Source organism: Streptomyces sp. B6B3, from assembly GCF_039871525.1.
Taxonomy (GTDB): domain Bacteria; phylum Actinomycetota; class Actinomycetes; order Streptomycetales; family Streptomycetaceae; genus Streptomyces.
Genome location: NZ_JBDPLU010000003.1, coordinates 149,510 through 163,615, shown reverse-complemented (window position 1 = coordinate 163,615; position 14,106 = coordinate 149,510). Strand labels below are relative to the sequence as shown.

General features: G+C 73.8%; 12 protein-coding genes. 4 read left to right on the top strand and 8 right to left on the bottom strand.

The annotated features are described in order from the left end of the window. The first annotated feature begins 9 nt into the window (after positions 1-9). Positions 10-579, top strand: a complete 570-nt coding sequence (locus tag ABGB06_RS08410) for a Uma2 family endonuclease (RefSeq protein ID WP_347586893.1) — start codon at positions 10-12, stop codon at positions 577-579. Here ABGB06_RS08410 and ABGB06_RS08405 read toward each other — a convergent pair. Beyond that, positions 567-1,334 (bottom strand): TetR/AcrR family transcriptional regulator, encoded by a 768-nt coding sequence (locus ABGB06_RS08405; protein WP_347586891.1) that lies wholly within the window; start codon positions 1,332-1,334, stop codon positions 567-569. The genes ABGB06_RS08410 and ABGB06_RS08405 overlap by 13 nt on opposite strands. A 125-nt stretch (positions 1,335-1,459) precedes the next feature. Here ABGB06_RS08405 and ABGB06_RS08400 point away from each other — a divergent pair, with 125 nt between their 5' ends. Then, complete coding sequence (locus ABGB06_RS08400; protein WP_347586889.1) at positions 1,460-2,488, top strand: ATP-binding cassette domain-containing protein; 1,029 nt, start codon at positions 1,460-1,462, stop codon at positions 2,486-2,488. Next, positions 2,485-3,333 carry an ABC transporter permease gene (locus tag ABGB06_RS08395; protein ID WP_347586887.1) on the top strand — a complete coding sequence of 283 codons (849 nt, stop codon included), beginning with the start codon at positions 2,485-2,487 and terminating at the stop codon, positions 3,331-3,333. The genes ABGB06_RS08400 and ABGB06_RS08395 overlap by 4 nt, the downstream gene beginning before the upstream one ends. Before the next feature lie 75 nt (positions 3,334-3,408). Here ABGB06_RS08395 and serC read toward each other — a convergent pair whose 3' ends face one another. The 7 genes from serC to ABGB06_RS08360 form a co-directional block, all read right to left on the bottom strand. Beyond that, entirely contained in the window at positions 3,409-4,527 is a 1,119-nt protein-coding gene (gene serC, locus ABGB06_RS08390; RefSeq protein ID WP_347586885.1) for a phosphoserine transaminase, read from the bottom strand. A gap of 122 nt (positions 4,528-4,649) precedes the next feature. After that, the gene (locus ABGB06_RS08385; protein ID WP_347586883.1) at positions 4,650-5,936 is read right to left on the bottom strand and encodes a cytochrome P450; all 1,287 of its coding nucleotides are present in this window, start codon (positions 5,934-5,936) and stop codon (positions 4,650-4,652) included. A gap of 59 nt (positions 5,937-5,995) precedes the next feature. Continuing rightward, the gene (locus ABGB06_RS08380; RefSeq protein ID WP_347587517.1) at positions 5,996-7,210 is read right to left on the bottom strand and encodes a cytochrome P450; all 1,215 of its coding nucleotides are present in this window, start codon (positions 7,208-7,210) and stop codon (positions 5,996-5,998) included. Positions 7,211-7,317: 107 nt separating this feature from the next. Then, positions 7,318-7,947 (bottom strand): ATP/GTP-binding protein, encoded by a 630-nt coding sequence (locus ABGB06_RS08375; protein WP_347586881.1) that lies wholly within the window; start codon positions 7,945-7,947, stop codon positions 7,318-7,320. After that, a complete protein-coding gene (locus tag ABGB06_RS08370) occupies positions 7,928-8,299 on the bottom strand; it encodes a DUF742 domain-containing protein (RefSeq protein ID WP_347586879.1) in 372 nt (123 codons plus the stop codon). Before ABGB06_RS08370 ends, ABGB06_RS08375 begins: the two co-directional genes overlap by 20 nt. Continuing rightward, positions 8,296-8,805: a roadblock/LC7 domain-containing protein gene (locus ABGB06_RS08365; protein ID WP_347586878.1), complete on the bottom strand. Its 510-nt coding sequence runs from the start codon at positions 8,803-8,805 to the stop codon at positions 8,296-8,298. The genes ABGB06_RS08370 and ABGB06_RS08365 overlap by 4 nt, the downstream gene beginning before the upstream one ends. After that, complete coding sequence (locus ABGB06_RS08360; protein WP_347586876.1) at positions 8,802-10,700, bottom strand: ATP-binding protein; 1,899 nt, start codon at positions 10,698-10,700, stop codon at positions 8,802-8,804. Before ABGB06_RS08360 ends, ABGB06_RS08365 begins: the two co-directional genes overlap by 4 nt. Positions 10,701-10,914: 214 nt before the next feature. On the opposite strand from ABGB06_RS08360, the gene ABGB06_RS08355 reads away from it, so the two are divergent. Further along, a complete protein-coding gene (locus ABGB06_RS08355) occupies positions 10,915-13,854 on the top strand; it encodes an FAD-binding and (Fe-S)-binding domain-containing protein (protein ID WP_347586874.1) in 2,940 nt (979 codons plus the stop codon). Positions 13,855-14,106: the final 252 nt, after the last annotated feature.

Sequence of the window (14,106 nt, the reverse complement as noted above, 5' to 3'; positions counted from 1 at the left end):
GAGGCACGGATGACGCCGGAAAGACCCCAGATGGAGGTCGAGGACTTCGAGGAACTCGCCGCGTCGGCGCCCGAGACCGTGCGGCTGGAGTTCTTCAACGGGCGTGTCGAGGTGAAGCGCGGGCCTGACGGCGACCACAGCACGATCGGGATGTGGCTGATCAGGCGCTGCCTTCAGGCGCGGCCCGAGCTGAACCTGTATCTCGGGCGAGGGCTGCGCATCGACGCCTACCGGCAGGGCCGGGTCCGCCCCGACGGCGTCCTGGCCCCGGTGGCGCACTTCGCCGGAGCCGGCGAGTGGGCCGATCCGGACGGGGCGCTGATGACCGTCGAGATCACCTCCTACGACCGGGACACCGACCGCCGCGACCGCCTCGAGAAGCCGGCGGCCTATGCGACCGCCGGCATCCCCGTGTACCTGCTGATCGATCGCGACGCCTCCACGGTCACCGTGCACAGCGGGCCCGAGCGCGGGCGCTACCGGGACACCCACACCGTGTCGTTCGGCGAGGAGGTCGCCCTTCCCGAGCCCGTCGGTTTCGCGCTGGAGACGGACATCTTCAAGCGCTACGTCCGCTGACGCCCGCGGCGGGTCTCGATGAAGCTTTCCAGGCCGTCGAGGAGGCGGGCGAGGCCGAAGCGCATCGAGTCCTCGTAGGGGAGGGAGAAGCTGTCCTCGTCGAGCTGGAAGACGTGCGGGTAGCAGCCGCTCTGCAGGGCGGTTTCTATGATCGGGGCCTGGGCCGCCCAGAACTCCTCGTCCGTGATGCCCGACTCCTCGGCGGCCTGCTGGTGCAGGACGTACGTCCGCGCGATGCCGGTGATGTACGAGTCCAGGGTCACGATGATGGTGACCTTCTCCTGGCCGGTGAGGCCGAGCCCTTCCAGGCAGGAGAGCGCGATGTCGAAGCCGAGCAGTGAGTTGGGTCCGAGCAGCGGCCGGGTCTGGTTGACCTGGAGCAGCCACGGGTGGCTCCGGTAGAGCTCGAACATGCTGACGCCGACCAGCTCCAGCAGGGGCCGCCAGTGCTTGCCGCGGTACTCCTCCTGCTCCTCCTTGCCGGGGGCGTTGACGTGGTCGAGCATCAGGTCCAGCAGCTCGCCCTTGCCCGGCACGTAGCGGTACAGCGACATGGTGCCGACGCCCAGCTCCGCGGCCACCCGGCGCATCGACAGCGCGGCCAGCCCCTCCCGGTCGGCGACCCCGACGGCGGCGGTGACGATCGCCTCCAGCGTGAGCCCGGGCTTGGGTCCCCGGGTGGCGGTCTCCCGCCCCTGCCAGAGCAGTTGGAGGCTGCGGTTGAGGTCGCCGCTGCCGCTGTGTGCCGTCGTCATGGTGCCGCTCCGAGGTCCGAAGTCCGCCGGCGGAAATAATCTGGGTACGCCGTACGCTGTGTGGCTATAGTGAGTACAACGTACCCAGTTTATTTCCGCCATCCACGACGCACGGGACGGGGCACATGGCTGACACCGCCGACTACTCGGTCGTGGCCGAAGGGCTGCGCAAACGCTACGGAGACAAGACCGCGTTGGAGGGCCTCGACCTGGCCGTCCGGCGCGGCACGGTGATGGGCCTGCTCGGGCCGAACGGAGCGGGCAAGACCACCACGGTCCGGATCCTCGCCACCCTGCTCCGCCCGGACGGCGGGCGGGCCACGGTCGGCGGCCACGACGTCCGGCGCGCGCCGCGCCAGGTGCGCCGCCGGATCGGGCTGACCGGACAGAACCCGGCCGTCGACGAGATACTCACGGCCCGGCAGAACCTGCGGATGTTCGCCCGGCTGTTCCATCTGGACCACGGGCGGGCGCACCGGCGGACGGACGAGCTGCTGGAGCGGTTCTCGCTGGCGGAGGCGGCCGACAAGCAGGTGAAGACCTTCAGCGGCGGCATGCGCCGGCGGCTCGATCTGGCCGCCAGCATGATCCTGGCGCCCGAGGTGCTCTTCCTCGACGAGCCGACGACCGGCCTCGACCCGCGCGGGCGCAGCGAGGTGTGGGCGGCGGTGCGCCAGCTCACCGCCGCCGGCACCACGGTGCTGCTGACCACCCACTATCTGGACGAGGCCGACCAGCTCTCGGACCGGATCGCCGTCATCGACCACGGCAGGAAGATCACCGAGGACACCCCGGCCGGGCTGAAGCGCGCGGTGGGCGGCGACCGCATCGAGGTCGTGGTGGAGGAACCGGACGACCTGCCGGTGGCGGTCAAGGCGGTGGCCCGGGTGACCAGGGGCGTCGGGCCGCGCACCGACGAGGAGCGGCTCCAGGTGCACGCGCCGGTGCGGGACGGCGTGGCCGCGTTGACCGAGGTGGCCCGCACGCTGCAGGAGGCGGGGGCGCGGATCGCGGACATCGGGCTCCGCCGGCCCACCCTCGACGAGGTCTTCCTCCGCCTGACCGGCGGCGACGGAGAGACCACGGAGGCCGGGAAGCCGGAGAAGTCCGGGAGAACAGAGAAGAGCGAGAAGGAGGAGGGGAGCGTCGCATGAGCACCACCACCGCCACCACCGGGTCCCCGGCCGCCGACCGGCTGGCCGAGCCCGAGCGCCGGCTGTACTGGGCGTTCGCCGACTGCTGGACGATCGTCCGGCGCGATCTGACGCATCTGGTGAAGCAGCCCTCGCTGATCGCCTGGCAACTGGGCTTCCCGATCGTCTCGGTGCTGCTGTACGTGTACGTCTTCGGCAGCGCCATGGACGTCGGCGGCGGCGCCGACTACAAGGACTTCGCGATGCCGGGCATGTTCGCCATGACGATGGCCTTCGGCTTCATGAACACCGCGATGGCCGTCACCATCGAGAAGGAGCGCGGGGTCACCGACCGTTTCCGGTCGATGCCGATGACGCCCTCGGCCGTGGTCGCCGGGCGCGGCGTCTCTGACCTGCTGCACGCCGCGCTGGACCTCGTGGTCATGGCGAGCATCGCGCTGATCGTCGGCTGGCGCTCGGACGGCGGCCTGCTCGCCACGCTCTACGCGTTCGTGCTGCTGCTGATGCTGCGCTTCGCGCTGATCTGGATCGGGGTGTACCTGGGCCTGCTGGTGCCGAACCAGGAGGCGGCGGGCAACCTCTTCGCGGTGGCCTTCCCGTTCGGGATGATCTCCAGCGTCTTCACCCCGCCGTCGCTGATGCCGGACTGGCTGGGCTGGATCGCGATGTGGAACCCGGTCTCGTCCACCGCCAACGCGATCCGCGACCTGTACGGGAACCCGCTGCCCACCGGGGGCAGCTGGATCGAGGAGCACGCGCTGCTGATGGCCGCCGTCTGGCCGGTGATCATCACGGCGATCGCCCTCCCGCTCGCCGTCCGCAAGTACCAGGCGCTGGGCCGTTAGCCCGGAACGCCGCGACCGCCGTGGCCCGGACGGGCCACGGCGGTCGGCGAGGCGTGGGTGCCGGCGCGCGGTCGGCTAGAGGCGGTCGATGACGTGGTCGACGCAGGCGGTGAGCGCCTCGACGTCGGCCGGGTCCACCGCGGGGTACATCGCCACCCGCAGCTGGTTCCGGCCCAGCTTGCGGTACGGCTCGGTGTCGACGACGCCGTTGGCCCTGAGCACCTTCGCGATCGCGGCCGCGTCGACGCCGTCGCCGAAGTCGATCGTGCCGACCACCTGCGAGCGCTGCGCCGGATCGGTGACGAACGGGGTGGCGTGCTCGTGCTTGTCCGCCCAGGCGTACAGCCGGGAGGCGGAGTCCGCGGTGCGCTGGGTGGCCCAGGACAGGCCGCCGTTGCCGTTCAGCCAGTCGAGCTGGTCGGCCAGCAGGAAGAGCGTGGCCAGGGCCGGGGTGTTGTACGTCTGGTCCTTGCGCGAGTTGTCGATCGCGGTGGGCAGCGAGAAGAACTCGGGCACGTGCCGGCCCGAGGCGTGGATCCGCTCGGCGCGGTCCAGCGCGGCCGGCGAGAAGGCCGCGATCCACAGCCCGCCGTCGGCGGCGAACGACTTCTGCGGGGCGAAGTAGTAGACGTCCGACTGGGCGATGTCGACCGGCAGGCCGCCCGCGCCCGAGGTGGCGTCGACCAGCACCAGCGAGCCCTCGTCGGCCCCGGCCACCCGCTCGATCGGCATGGCCACGCCGGTGGAGGTCTCGTTGTGCGTCAGCGCGTACGCGTCGACGCCGCGCTGGGCGCGCGGCAGCGGGTGCGAACCCGGGGTCGCCGAGACGATGGTCGGCTCGTCCAGCCACGGCGCCTTGCTGGCCGCCTTGGCGAACTTGGACGAGAACTCGCCGAACGACAGGTGCTGCGACTTCGCCTCGATCAGCCCGTGCGTGGCGATGTCCCAGAAGGCGGTGGAGCCGCCGTTGCCCAGCACCACCTCGTAGCCCTCGGGCAGCGAGAACAGCTCCCGGACGCCCGCCCGGACCCGGCCCACCAGCTTCTTCACCGGGGCCTGCCGGTGGGACGTGCCCATCAGGGAAGTGCCGGTCTCCGCCAGGGCGGCGAGCGCCTCGGTGCGCACCTTGGAGGGGCCCGATCCGAACCGGCCGTCGGCGGGCTTGATGTCAGCGGGAATCTCGATATCGGCCACGACTCGGAGGGTAGTCCGTCCGTCTGCCGAGACAGCGCATTGTCCGTCCGCTGAGACAATCGCTCCGCTTCGTGGACGGAGGGTGATCGGTGCCGACCGCTTCGCGTCCCGTTCGCGGACGCTCACGCCCCCAGCCACACGGGCAGTTCCACCAGGTCGTTCTGCGTGACGATGGGCAGGTTGCGCACCTCCTGGTCGGGCACGGCGAGGTCCAGTTCGGGGAACCGTTCGAAGAGCGCCGGCAGCGCGATCACCGCCTCCAGACGGGCCAGCGCCGCGCCCGGGCAGATGTGCGGCCCGTGGCCGAAGGTGATGTGTCGGATCGGGGTGGGCCTGGTCACGTCGAAGCGGTCGGCGGTCGGGCCGTGCTGCCGCTCGTCCCAGCCGATCGCGTGGTAGGAGATCACCAGACCCTCGCCGCGGGCGATCACCGTGCCGCCGAGCTCCACGTCCTCGGTGGCGAAGCGCATCAGCAGGTGCGGCGTCGGGGTGTTCCAGCGCAGCGTCTCCTCGACCACCGTCTCCCAGGGCACCTCGCCCGCCCGCACCAGCCGGCGCTGGTCGGGGTGGGTGCACAGGGCGCGGACCGCGTGGGTGATGAGGCTGATGGTGGTCTCGTGGCCGGCCGCCACCATGGACTTGAGGTTGCCGACCACCTCCTCGTCGGTCAGCGGCTCGCCGCCGTCCTCGGCCTCGATCAGGGCGCAGGTCAGGTCGTCGGTCGGCCGCGCCTTCTTCTCCTCGACCATCCGGGCGAAGATCGTGTCCAGTTCGGCGATCACCGCCAGCCGCTCGTCCTGCGGGGTCAGCCCGTTGAAGAACGCCTTGAAGAGGCGGTGCAGCCGCGGGTGCTCGGCCGAGTCCACGCCCATCAGGAGGCTGATCACGGTCATCGGCAGCGGCAGCGCGAAGACCGCCTTGAGGTCCACCGGGCGGCCCTCGGCGGCCAGCTCCGCGCCACGCGCGGCCAGCTCGTCCAGCAGCCGGTCGGTGATCTCCTCGATGGCCGGGCGCAGCGCCGCCACCCGGCGGGCGGTGATCGCCTGGGCCGTCTTGGCGCGCAGCCGCCGGTGCTCGGCGCCGTCCACGGTGAACATGCTGCGCCCGGCGTCGATCATGCCGATCAGCGGCCAGCGCCGGGTGACCCGGCCGTCCCGCCAGGCGTCCCAGGCGTTGATGTCCTTGACCAGCCGCGGATCGGTCAGCGCCTGCCTGGCCTCGGCGTGCCCGGTGACGGTCCAGGCGGTGACGCCGCCGGGCAGTTCGAGGCGGGTCATCGGGCCGGCGGCGCGTAACCGCCGGGTCTCGCCGTGCAGGTCCCGCACCAGCGGGTCGAGCACGATCGGCGCCGGGCCTGGGGGAGTGCCGGCCGTGGTGGCCGTGGTGGAGTGCGGAACGGGGCAGCTCATCGGATCGCCTCCTGGGGTTTCCCGGACGGATTCCGGGGCGTGGGGCCGGCCGCGCGGGCCTACGGGGCCGGGAACATGCGGCGGAGCGCCGGGGTGGGGGTGAAGCGCACCGGCAGCGCCGTCATCCCCCGCAGGAACGGCGAGGGACGCCGCACCAGCTGGTCCGCGGACACGGCGAGCTCCAGGTCGGGCAGCCGGTCCAGCAGCACCTCTATCCCGGTCCTGGCGATCGCCTCGGCGATCTCCTGCGCCGGGAAGGGGCAGCGGAACTCGCCGTGGCTGAAGGAGAAGTGCGCGTTGTTGCCGCCGGTGTACGGCTGGCCCTCCTGGCGCACCTGCGGATCGCCGTTGGCGCCGGCCAGGCCGAGCAGCAGCATGTCGCCGGCGCGGACGTGCCGGCCGCCGAGCGAGGTGTCCCTGGCGGCCCAGCGGCCCGCGAGGATCTGCGTCGGGGTGTCCTCCCACAGCACCTCGTTCATCGCCTCGCCGACGCTGTGCCGGCCGCCGGCCAGCGAGGCGGCGAACCGGCCGTCGGTGAGCATCAGGCGCAGCGAGTTGCCGAGCCAGTCGGCGGTGGGCAGATGTCCGGCGGCCGTGACGGACATCAGGTCGAGCATGTACTCCTCGTCGGTCAGCTCGATCTCGTGGGCCAGCATCCGGGAGGCCACGTCGGCGCCCGGCAGGGTCCGCTTCGCGGCCACCAGCCGGGTCATCGCGGCGGCCAGGTGCCGGTGGCCGTCGATGGCGTCGTCGCCGCCGTCCGCCAGGGCGTTCATGGCCCGCGCCAGACCGGAGCCCTCGGCGTCGGGGAAGCCCACCACCCGGGCCAGCACCAGCACGGGCAGCATCCGCGCGTAGTCGCCGACCAGCTCCGCCTCGCCCCGGTCGCAGAAGCGGTCGATCAGCCCGTCGGCCAGTTCCTCGGCGTGCTTGCGCAGTTCGAACGGGTCGGCGCCCTCCAGCGCCGGCACCACCACGTCCACATGCTTCTGGTGCTCCGCGCCGACCGTGTAGTAGATCGACGGCTGACGCCGGTTGACCATCGGCAGCAGCGGCCAGTCGTCGGGGATCCGCGGCCACTGGTTCCACAGCCCCATGTCGCGGGTGAAGAGCAGGCTGTCGGCGGTGACCTGGTGCAGCTCGCGGTAGCCGATCACCAGCCAGGCGGGCACCTCGCCGGGCAGCGACACGGGCACCACCGCCCCGTGCGCGGCGCGCAGCTCCCGGTACAGCGACGCCGGATCCGTGTGGAAGCGCGGCCCGGCCAGCGGCACGGCGTCGGGGGCGAGGGCGGACGGCGGCGTCGCCGCGGGCCCGGGCCGCGGCCCGTCCGGGGACGAGGGCTGCGACGACGGCTGCGACGAGGGGTGGTGGGGCGGGGTCACCGGGGCGTCTCCTGGGCTGCGGCTGCTGCGGCGAGGGACTGCAGGTGCGTGAGGAGGGTGATCAGCACCGTCTTGCTGGACTCCCGGGAGCGCGCGTCGCATTCGATCAACGGCACCCCGGGGGACAGGTCGAGCGCCTCGCGCACCTCCTCGGGGGAGTGGCGCGGGCCGCCGAAGTCGTTGCACGCCACGATGAACGGCGTGCCGTGGTGCTCCAGGCGGTCGATGGCGTACCAGGAGTCGGCGAGCCGCCGGGTGTCCACCAGCACGACGGCGCCCAGGGTCCCGGAGAAGAGCCGGTCCCACAGGAACCAGAACCGCTCCTGGCCCGGCGCGCCGAACAGGTACAGCACGGTGCGCTCGTCCAGGCTGATCCGCCCGAAGTCGAACGCCACCGTGGTGGCCGACTTGCCGGACCCGGGGGAGAGCCGGTCCAGGTTCTCGCCGGCCTGGGTCAGTGTCTCCTCGGTGTTCAGCGGGCGGATCTCGCTGACCGAACGGACCAGGGTGGTCTTGCCGACGCCGAAGCCGCCGACGATCACGATCTTCAGCCCCTGGTCGGCGGTGGGCCGCAGCGGGAGCCGGTTCGACGGTTCGGCGACCGTCTCAGAGGTTGCGGAGGGCAACGAGCACCTGCTCAAGGAGTTCGGGGTCCGTGATGTGCGTGCCGTCCGCCGTGGTGGTGGCCCGGACGGCGCGCGGGTGGCGCGCGGTGATCCGCCCCATGGCCAGCAGGTCGCTCAGCAGGATCTTGACGATGCTGACCGGGAGCCGCAGGTTCGCTGCGATCTCCACGACGGCCGTGGGGTTGCGGCAGATCCGCAGGATCCGGGCGTGCTCCGACTGCATGCCGGGGGTCGGGTCCGACTCGCTGACCACGAGCGTCACCAGGTCGAAGACCTGGGCGGCGGCTCGGCTCCGTCCCCCGGTGACGGTGTACAGGCGGTCGGGGTTCTCGTCCCGCGCCGGGCGGCTCATGCCGCCCCGCCTCCCTCGGATAAGTTCGCCAGATCCGACCGGCCCGGCACGTCGGGCAGGTCGGTCAGGTCGGGCAGGTCAGGCGGAGCCGCGTCGGGGCGTCTGGCGGGCGCGGCGAGGTACTCGGACAGCTGCTCGACCAGCTCGTGCATGTTGTGGGCGATCAGGCCCACGTCGGCGTCCTCGTCGGCCACCATCGCCAGATGGGCGCCGTGCCCGGCCTCGACGATGAACAGGATGCCGCCGTAGAACTCGGTCATCGACTGCCGCACCCCGCCCGTGCCGTCGCCGAACTCCACGGACGCGCCGTGCGACAGGCTCTGGATGCCGGCGGCGATCGCGGCCAGCTGGTCGGCCTGGTCGTCGGTCAGCTCGGGCGTGCGGGTCAGCTTCAGCCCGTCCCGGGACAGCACCAGCGCGTGCCGGGCGCCCGGGGTGCGGGACAGCAGGTTCTCCAGCAGCCAGCCGGGTGCGGTCCGGCGGGTGCCGGTGGACGGTGTGGTCACGTGGTCTCGCCACCCTCCGGTGCCTCGCCGCGCATCCCGCGGCGGAACGCGCGGAAGCGTTCGGCGGAGTCCGCGAGCGAGCGCGCGTCGTCGTGGGCGGTCCGCTCGCGGGTCTCCCGGCGCTCCGTGCCCGGCAGCCCGTCCGGATGCGCGGCGGCCAACGCCTGCCCGCGTCGTCGCTTCGGCAGCCCGGCCGCGCTGTACTCCACGGACTCGGGCAGCGGCGCGTGGTCCGCGGTGCCGAGCGGGCCGCTTGCCGCGTCGTGGCCGCGATCGCCTTCGGGGGCCGTGCCGGTTTCGGCCGCGAGCGCTCCGGCCGCGGCGGCCCGGAGCGCGGCGGAGCCCCCGTTGGCGGGCGCGGTGGCGGCGAGCGGGGCGGCCGTGTCGGTCGGCGCACCGCCGTCGGCCCGGAGGGCCACGACGGTGCCGCGGGGCCCGGAACCGGCGGCCGTGGCGTTGGGGGCCCCGTGACGCTCGTGTGTCTCGTGCGTGTCGCCCGCGTCCGGGCGCCCGCCGGGGATCGGGACGTGCCGGATCACGCCCTCGGCGTCCGCCGGCCCGGCGACCGGGGCGACCGGGGCGGCCTCGCCCGAGGGGACGGGACGCTGCGGCGGGCGCGGCAGCGCCTCGCGGGGCTGGCTGAGCAGCGCGTGCGGGATCATCAGCAGCGCGCCCGTGCCGCCCCTGGCCGACGGGCGGAAGGTGACCGCCAGGCCGTGCTTGCGGGCCAGGCAGCCGACCACGGCGAGTCCCAGCCGGGTGCCCGACAGGGCGGTCAGGTCCAGCGACTGCTCGCGGCAGACGGCCCGTTCCGCGCGGCGCAGCGCGACCTCCCCCATCACCAGGCCGCTGTCCTCGACGGTGACGATGACGCCCGCCGGGACCTCCTCCACGTAGACGTGCACCTCGGCGGTGGGCGGCGAGAAGTTCGCGGCGTTGTCGAGCAGTTCGGCGAGGGCGTGCATCACGCCCTCGGCCGCGTGCCCGGCGACGGCGACGCCGGCCGTGGAGTGCAGCCGCACCCGCCGGTATCCGCCGATGCGGCCCATCGCGCCGCGCAGGATGCTCTCCATGACGATCGGCTTGGGCCAGCGCCGGCCCGACCTGGCGCCGGTGAGCACCGCGATGCTGTCGGCGAGCCGTCCGGCCTGCGCGGTGCGGTGATCGAGGTGCAGCAGGTCGGCGAGCACGGCCTCGTCCTCGTGCCGGTGCTCCATGTCCCGCAGGTCGGCCAGCATGCTGGTGGCCAGCGCCTGCATCCGCCCGGCGGCGTTCGCGCAGGCGGACATCGCGGCGGCCCGGCTCGCCTCGCTGCGGCCGACCTCCTGGGCGAGCGTGCGCAGCACCCGCAGCTCGGCCTCGGCCAGGAGCTCGGCCGACGCGGCCTCGGCCGCGGCACCCCTGCCCCGGCGGCCCCGCTTCCTTCCCTTCCCGCTGCCCTTCTGGTCCCGCTGGTCTCCCTCGTGGTGCCGGGAGCGCCGGGCCTGCTCCGCCAGGGACTCCCCCAGGGAGCGGCCGGCCAGTTCGGTGGTGGTCGCCGCGGCCGTGGCGGCCAGCGCCGAATCGGCGGACTGGCCCTCGCGCAGCCGCCCGACCAGGGCGGGCACGGTCTCGTCGGCTAAGCGGATGCTGTCCCGTTCCATCGCGTCGAGGCGGGAGCGCAGCCGCCGGGCCCGGCTGATGCCGTACGCCGCGGTCGCCACGGAGGCGGAGAGCGCCACGGCGGCGGTGCCGGCACCCCAGGCCATCGGGACCTCGAACGAGTCGGGCGCCGCGTACACCGCGCCCAGCCACCCGACTCCGGTGGCGGTCACCGACACGAGCAGGGAGAGCAGTACCAGCCTGGCGGGGGGACGCTCCGTCTTACGGCGCGCCTGGATGGTGAGCGCTGTCATGAATCGGAGTCCTCGTGGGCGGAGGAGATCGGATATGACCGGTGGACAGGGTGAGCAGATCGATCCCCGGTGCAATTGGCCAACACTATAGGTGACTTCCCGGTCGTCTGGGGTGGTCTTCTGGGTGTTAGCCCTTCCCTTCCGGCTGTCGCGTTATGTGATTCGAGGGGCCAGGATTCCGGGAGTGCGGCGCGTGACGGGGCACCCTGTCCCTATGCATGGGACACGGATCAGTCGGACCGGAACGGGCAGGGCCGCGGCGCTGGCGGAGGCGCTGCGCGGCGCCGTCCGCGGCGAGGTGGCGTTCGACGCGGGCAGCAGGGCGCTGGTGACCCAGGACGCCTCGAACTACCGGCGGGTGCCGCTCGGCGTGGTCGCGCCGCGGGACGCCGAGGACGTGGCGGCGGCGCTGGCGGTGTGCCGCGAACACGGGACGCCCGTGGTGGCGCGCGGCGGCGGCACCAGTATCGCCGGGCAGGCGACGGGCGTCGGGGTGGTCCTCGACTTCACCCGCCACATGAACCGCATCCTCGCCGTCGATCCGGCCGCCCGCACGGCCGTGGTCCAGCCGGGCGTCATCTGCGACACGCTGCGGAACGCCGCGGGCCGGCACGGCCTGACCTTCGGCCCCGACCCCTCCACCCACGGCCGCTGCACGATCGGCGGCATGGTCGGCAACAACTCCTGCGGCGCCCATTCGGTCGCCTGGGGCACCACCGCGGACAACGTGCTCGCGCTGGACGTGCTCGGCTACCGCGGCGAGTCGGCCCACCTGGAGCGTGGCGGCCACGGGGTGCCCGAGCCGCTGCGCTCGGGCGTCGCGGAGCTGACCGCTCGCCACCTGGCGCTGCTCCGCACCGGCTTCCCCGACCTGCCGCGCCGGATCTCGGGCTACGCCCTGGACGAGCTGCTGCCGGAACGCGGCCGCGACTGGGCCCGGGCGTTCACCGGCAGCGAGGGCACCCTCGGGGTGCTGACCGAGGCGACGGTGCGGCTCGTGGAACCGCCGCGCGCTCGGGTGCTCGCCGTGCTCGGGTACGCCGACGAGTCGGCCGCGGCGGACGCGGCGGCCGGGCTGGTCCGCCCCCAGGGCCTCGCCGGCGCCGGCGAGGTCGGGAAGATCGGCGGGGAGCACCCCGGGGGCCCGCTGACCGTGGAGGGCATGGCCAGCGAGCTGGTGCCGGATCCGCTCGCCCGGGCCGCCCTGCCGCGCGGCGACGCGTGGCTGTTCGTGGAGGTCGGCGGCGCGGACCGGGCGGAGGCGCTGGCGCACGCGGCCGAGCTGTGCCGGGCAGCGGACTCGCTCGACCAGGCGGTGGTCACCGAGCCGGCCGCGCAACGGTCGCTGTGGCGGGTGCGCGAGGACGCCTCGGGCACCGCCACCCGGATGCCGGACGGCAGCGAGGCGTGGCCAGGCTGGGAGGACTGCGCCGTGCCGCCCGAGCGCCTCGGCGCGTACCTGCGGGACTTCCGCGCGCTGCTCCGCGACCACGGCCTGCGCGGCCTGCCGTACGGCCACTTCGGCGACGGCTGCATCCACGTCCGCATCGACTTCGACCTGCTGGACCGGGACGGGGTGGCGCGGTTCCGGGCGTTCTCCGAGGAGATCGCGGACCTGGTGGTCCGGCACGGCGGCTCGCTCTCCGGCGAGCACGGCGACGGCCTGGCCCGGGCCGAACTGCTGCCGCGGATGTACGGCAAGGAGTTGGTCGGCGTCTTCGACCGGTTCAAGTCGCTGTGGGACCCGGACCGCGGCCTCAACCCGGGCGTGATCGCCCGGCCCGCCGCGCTCGACGCCAACCTCCGCTTCCTCGGCCTGCCGAGCCGTCCGCCCTCGGTGGCGTTCGCCTACCCCGAGGACGGCGGCGACTTCTCGGCGGCGGTGCGCCGGTGCGTCGGGGTGGCCCGCTGCCGCGAGGACGTCGCGGGCCCGAACGTCATGTGCCCGTCGTTCCGGGCCACCGGCGCGGAGCAGCACTCCACCAGGGGCCGGGCCCGGCTGCTGCACGAGATGCTGGTCGGCGAGGTGGTGACGGACGGCTGGCGCTCGCCCGAGGTGGCCGAGGCGCTGGACCTGTGCCTGTCCTGCAAGGGCTGCCGCAGCGACTGTCCGGTCGGCGTGGACATGGCCACCTACAAGGCGGAGTTCCTGCACCACCACTACGCGGGGCGGCGCCGCCCGGCGGCGCACTACGCGATGGGCCGGCTCCCGGGATGGCTGCGGCTGGTCGCGGCGTTGCGGCTGGCGCCGCTCGCCAACCTCGCCACCCGGGTGCCGCCGGTGGCCGCCCTCGCCAAGCGCCTCGCCGGCATCGCCCCGGAACGCCCCATCCCCCGGCTGCCCCGAACCCCCATGACCCGGCTCCTGGCCCCCCACCTCCCCCCGGCCGGCACCGGCGCCGGCACCGACGGGGCTGGCGGGGAGCCGAGCGTTCTGCTGTTTCCCGACACGTTCACCACCTACCTGTCGCCGGAGGCGGGCGTCGCCGCCGCCGACGTGCTGCTGGCGGCCGGGGTGCGCCCCGTACTGCCGCCCGGCAAGGGCGCCGTGTGTTGCGGGCTGACGTACACCACCACCGGGCAGCTGGACCGGGCCCGCGCAGTGCAGCGCCGGACCCTCGACGCGCTCGAGCCGGTCCTCGACGCCGGGCTGACCGTCACCGTGCTCGAACCGCCCTGCGCGGCGGCGCTCCGCACCGACCTCCCCGAACTGCTGCCGGACGACCCGCGCGCGAAGCGCCTCGCCGACGCGGTCCGCACCTTCGCGGAGACGCTCGAGGAGCGGGCTCCGGACTGGACGCCGCCGCGGGTGGACCGCCCGGTGGCCGGGCAGACCCACTGCCACCAGCACGCCGTGCTCGGCGACGCGGCCGACCGCCGGCTGCGCGAACGGGCAGGGTTGACCGGCGAGTTGTCCGCCGGCTGCTGCGGTCTCGCCGGGGACTTCGGCTACACCAGGGGGCACTACGACGTCTCCGTGGCCTGCGCCGAGGACGTGCTGCTCCCGGCCGTCCGCAGTGCCCCGGCGGACGCCGAGCTACTGGCGGACGGGTACTCCTGTCGCACCCAGCTGGCCCAGCTCGGCGACCGGCACGCCCGCCACCTCGCCGAAGTCCTCGCGGAGGCGTTGCCCGAACGCCCGACCCGGCGCTAAGGGCGTGTCCGCCCAGTCCCTCCCTCAGCCCATGGGGGTCCCCCCGGACGGAGTCTGGGGGAGGCTGGGAGGTGCCCCCATGCGCCCGCGACGCCAGTCACGGCGCCTCGCTGCGTTGTCGGGCACGCCCAAGTACTCCCCCAGGCCCCGAGGGCCTTGGGGAGCCGCGGCCTGATCCGACGCGACTGTGCGGACACGCCCTGCCCCGCCGTCGCAGTTCAGCCCCTTGACTGCCCTGAGGGGGGCTCCTAC

Excerpts from the sequence above, each read along its gene's own strand:
- ABGB06_RS08410 (WP_347586893.1), top strand. The coding sequence starts at position 10 with ATGACGCCGGAAAGACCCCAGATGGAGGTCGAGGACTTCGAGGAACTC.
- ABGB06_RS08405 (WP_347586891.1), bottom strand. The coding sequence starts at position 1,334 with ATGACGACGGCACACAGCGGCAGCGGCGACCTCAACCGCAGCCTCCAA.
- ABGB06_RS08400 (WP_347586889.1), top strand. The coding sequence starts at position 1,460 with ATGGCTGACACCGCCGACTACTCGGTCGTGGCCGAAGGGCTGCGCAAA.
- ABGB06_RS08395 (WP_347586887.1), top strand. The coding sequence starts at position 2,485 with ATGAGCACCACCACCGCCACCACCGGGTCCCCGGCCGCCGACCGGCTG.
- ABGB06_RS08385 (WP_347586883.1), bottom strand. The coding sequence starts at position 5,936 with ATGAGCTGCCCCGTTCCGCACTCCACCACGGCCACCACGGCCGGCACT.
- ABGB06_RS08370 (WP_347586879.1), bottom strand. The coding sequence starts at position 8,299 with ATGAGCCGCCCGGCGCGGGACGAGAACCCCGACCGCCTGTACACCGTC.
- ABGB06_RS08360 (WP_347586876.1), bottom strand. The coding sequence starts at position 10,700 with ATGACAGCGCTCACCATCCAGGCGCGCCGTAAGACGGAGCGTCCCCCC.
- ABGB06_RS08355 (WP_347586874.1), top strand. The coding sequence starts at position 10,915 with ATGCATGGGACACGGATCAGTCGGACCGGAACGGGCAGGGCCGCGGCG.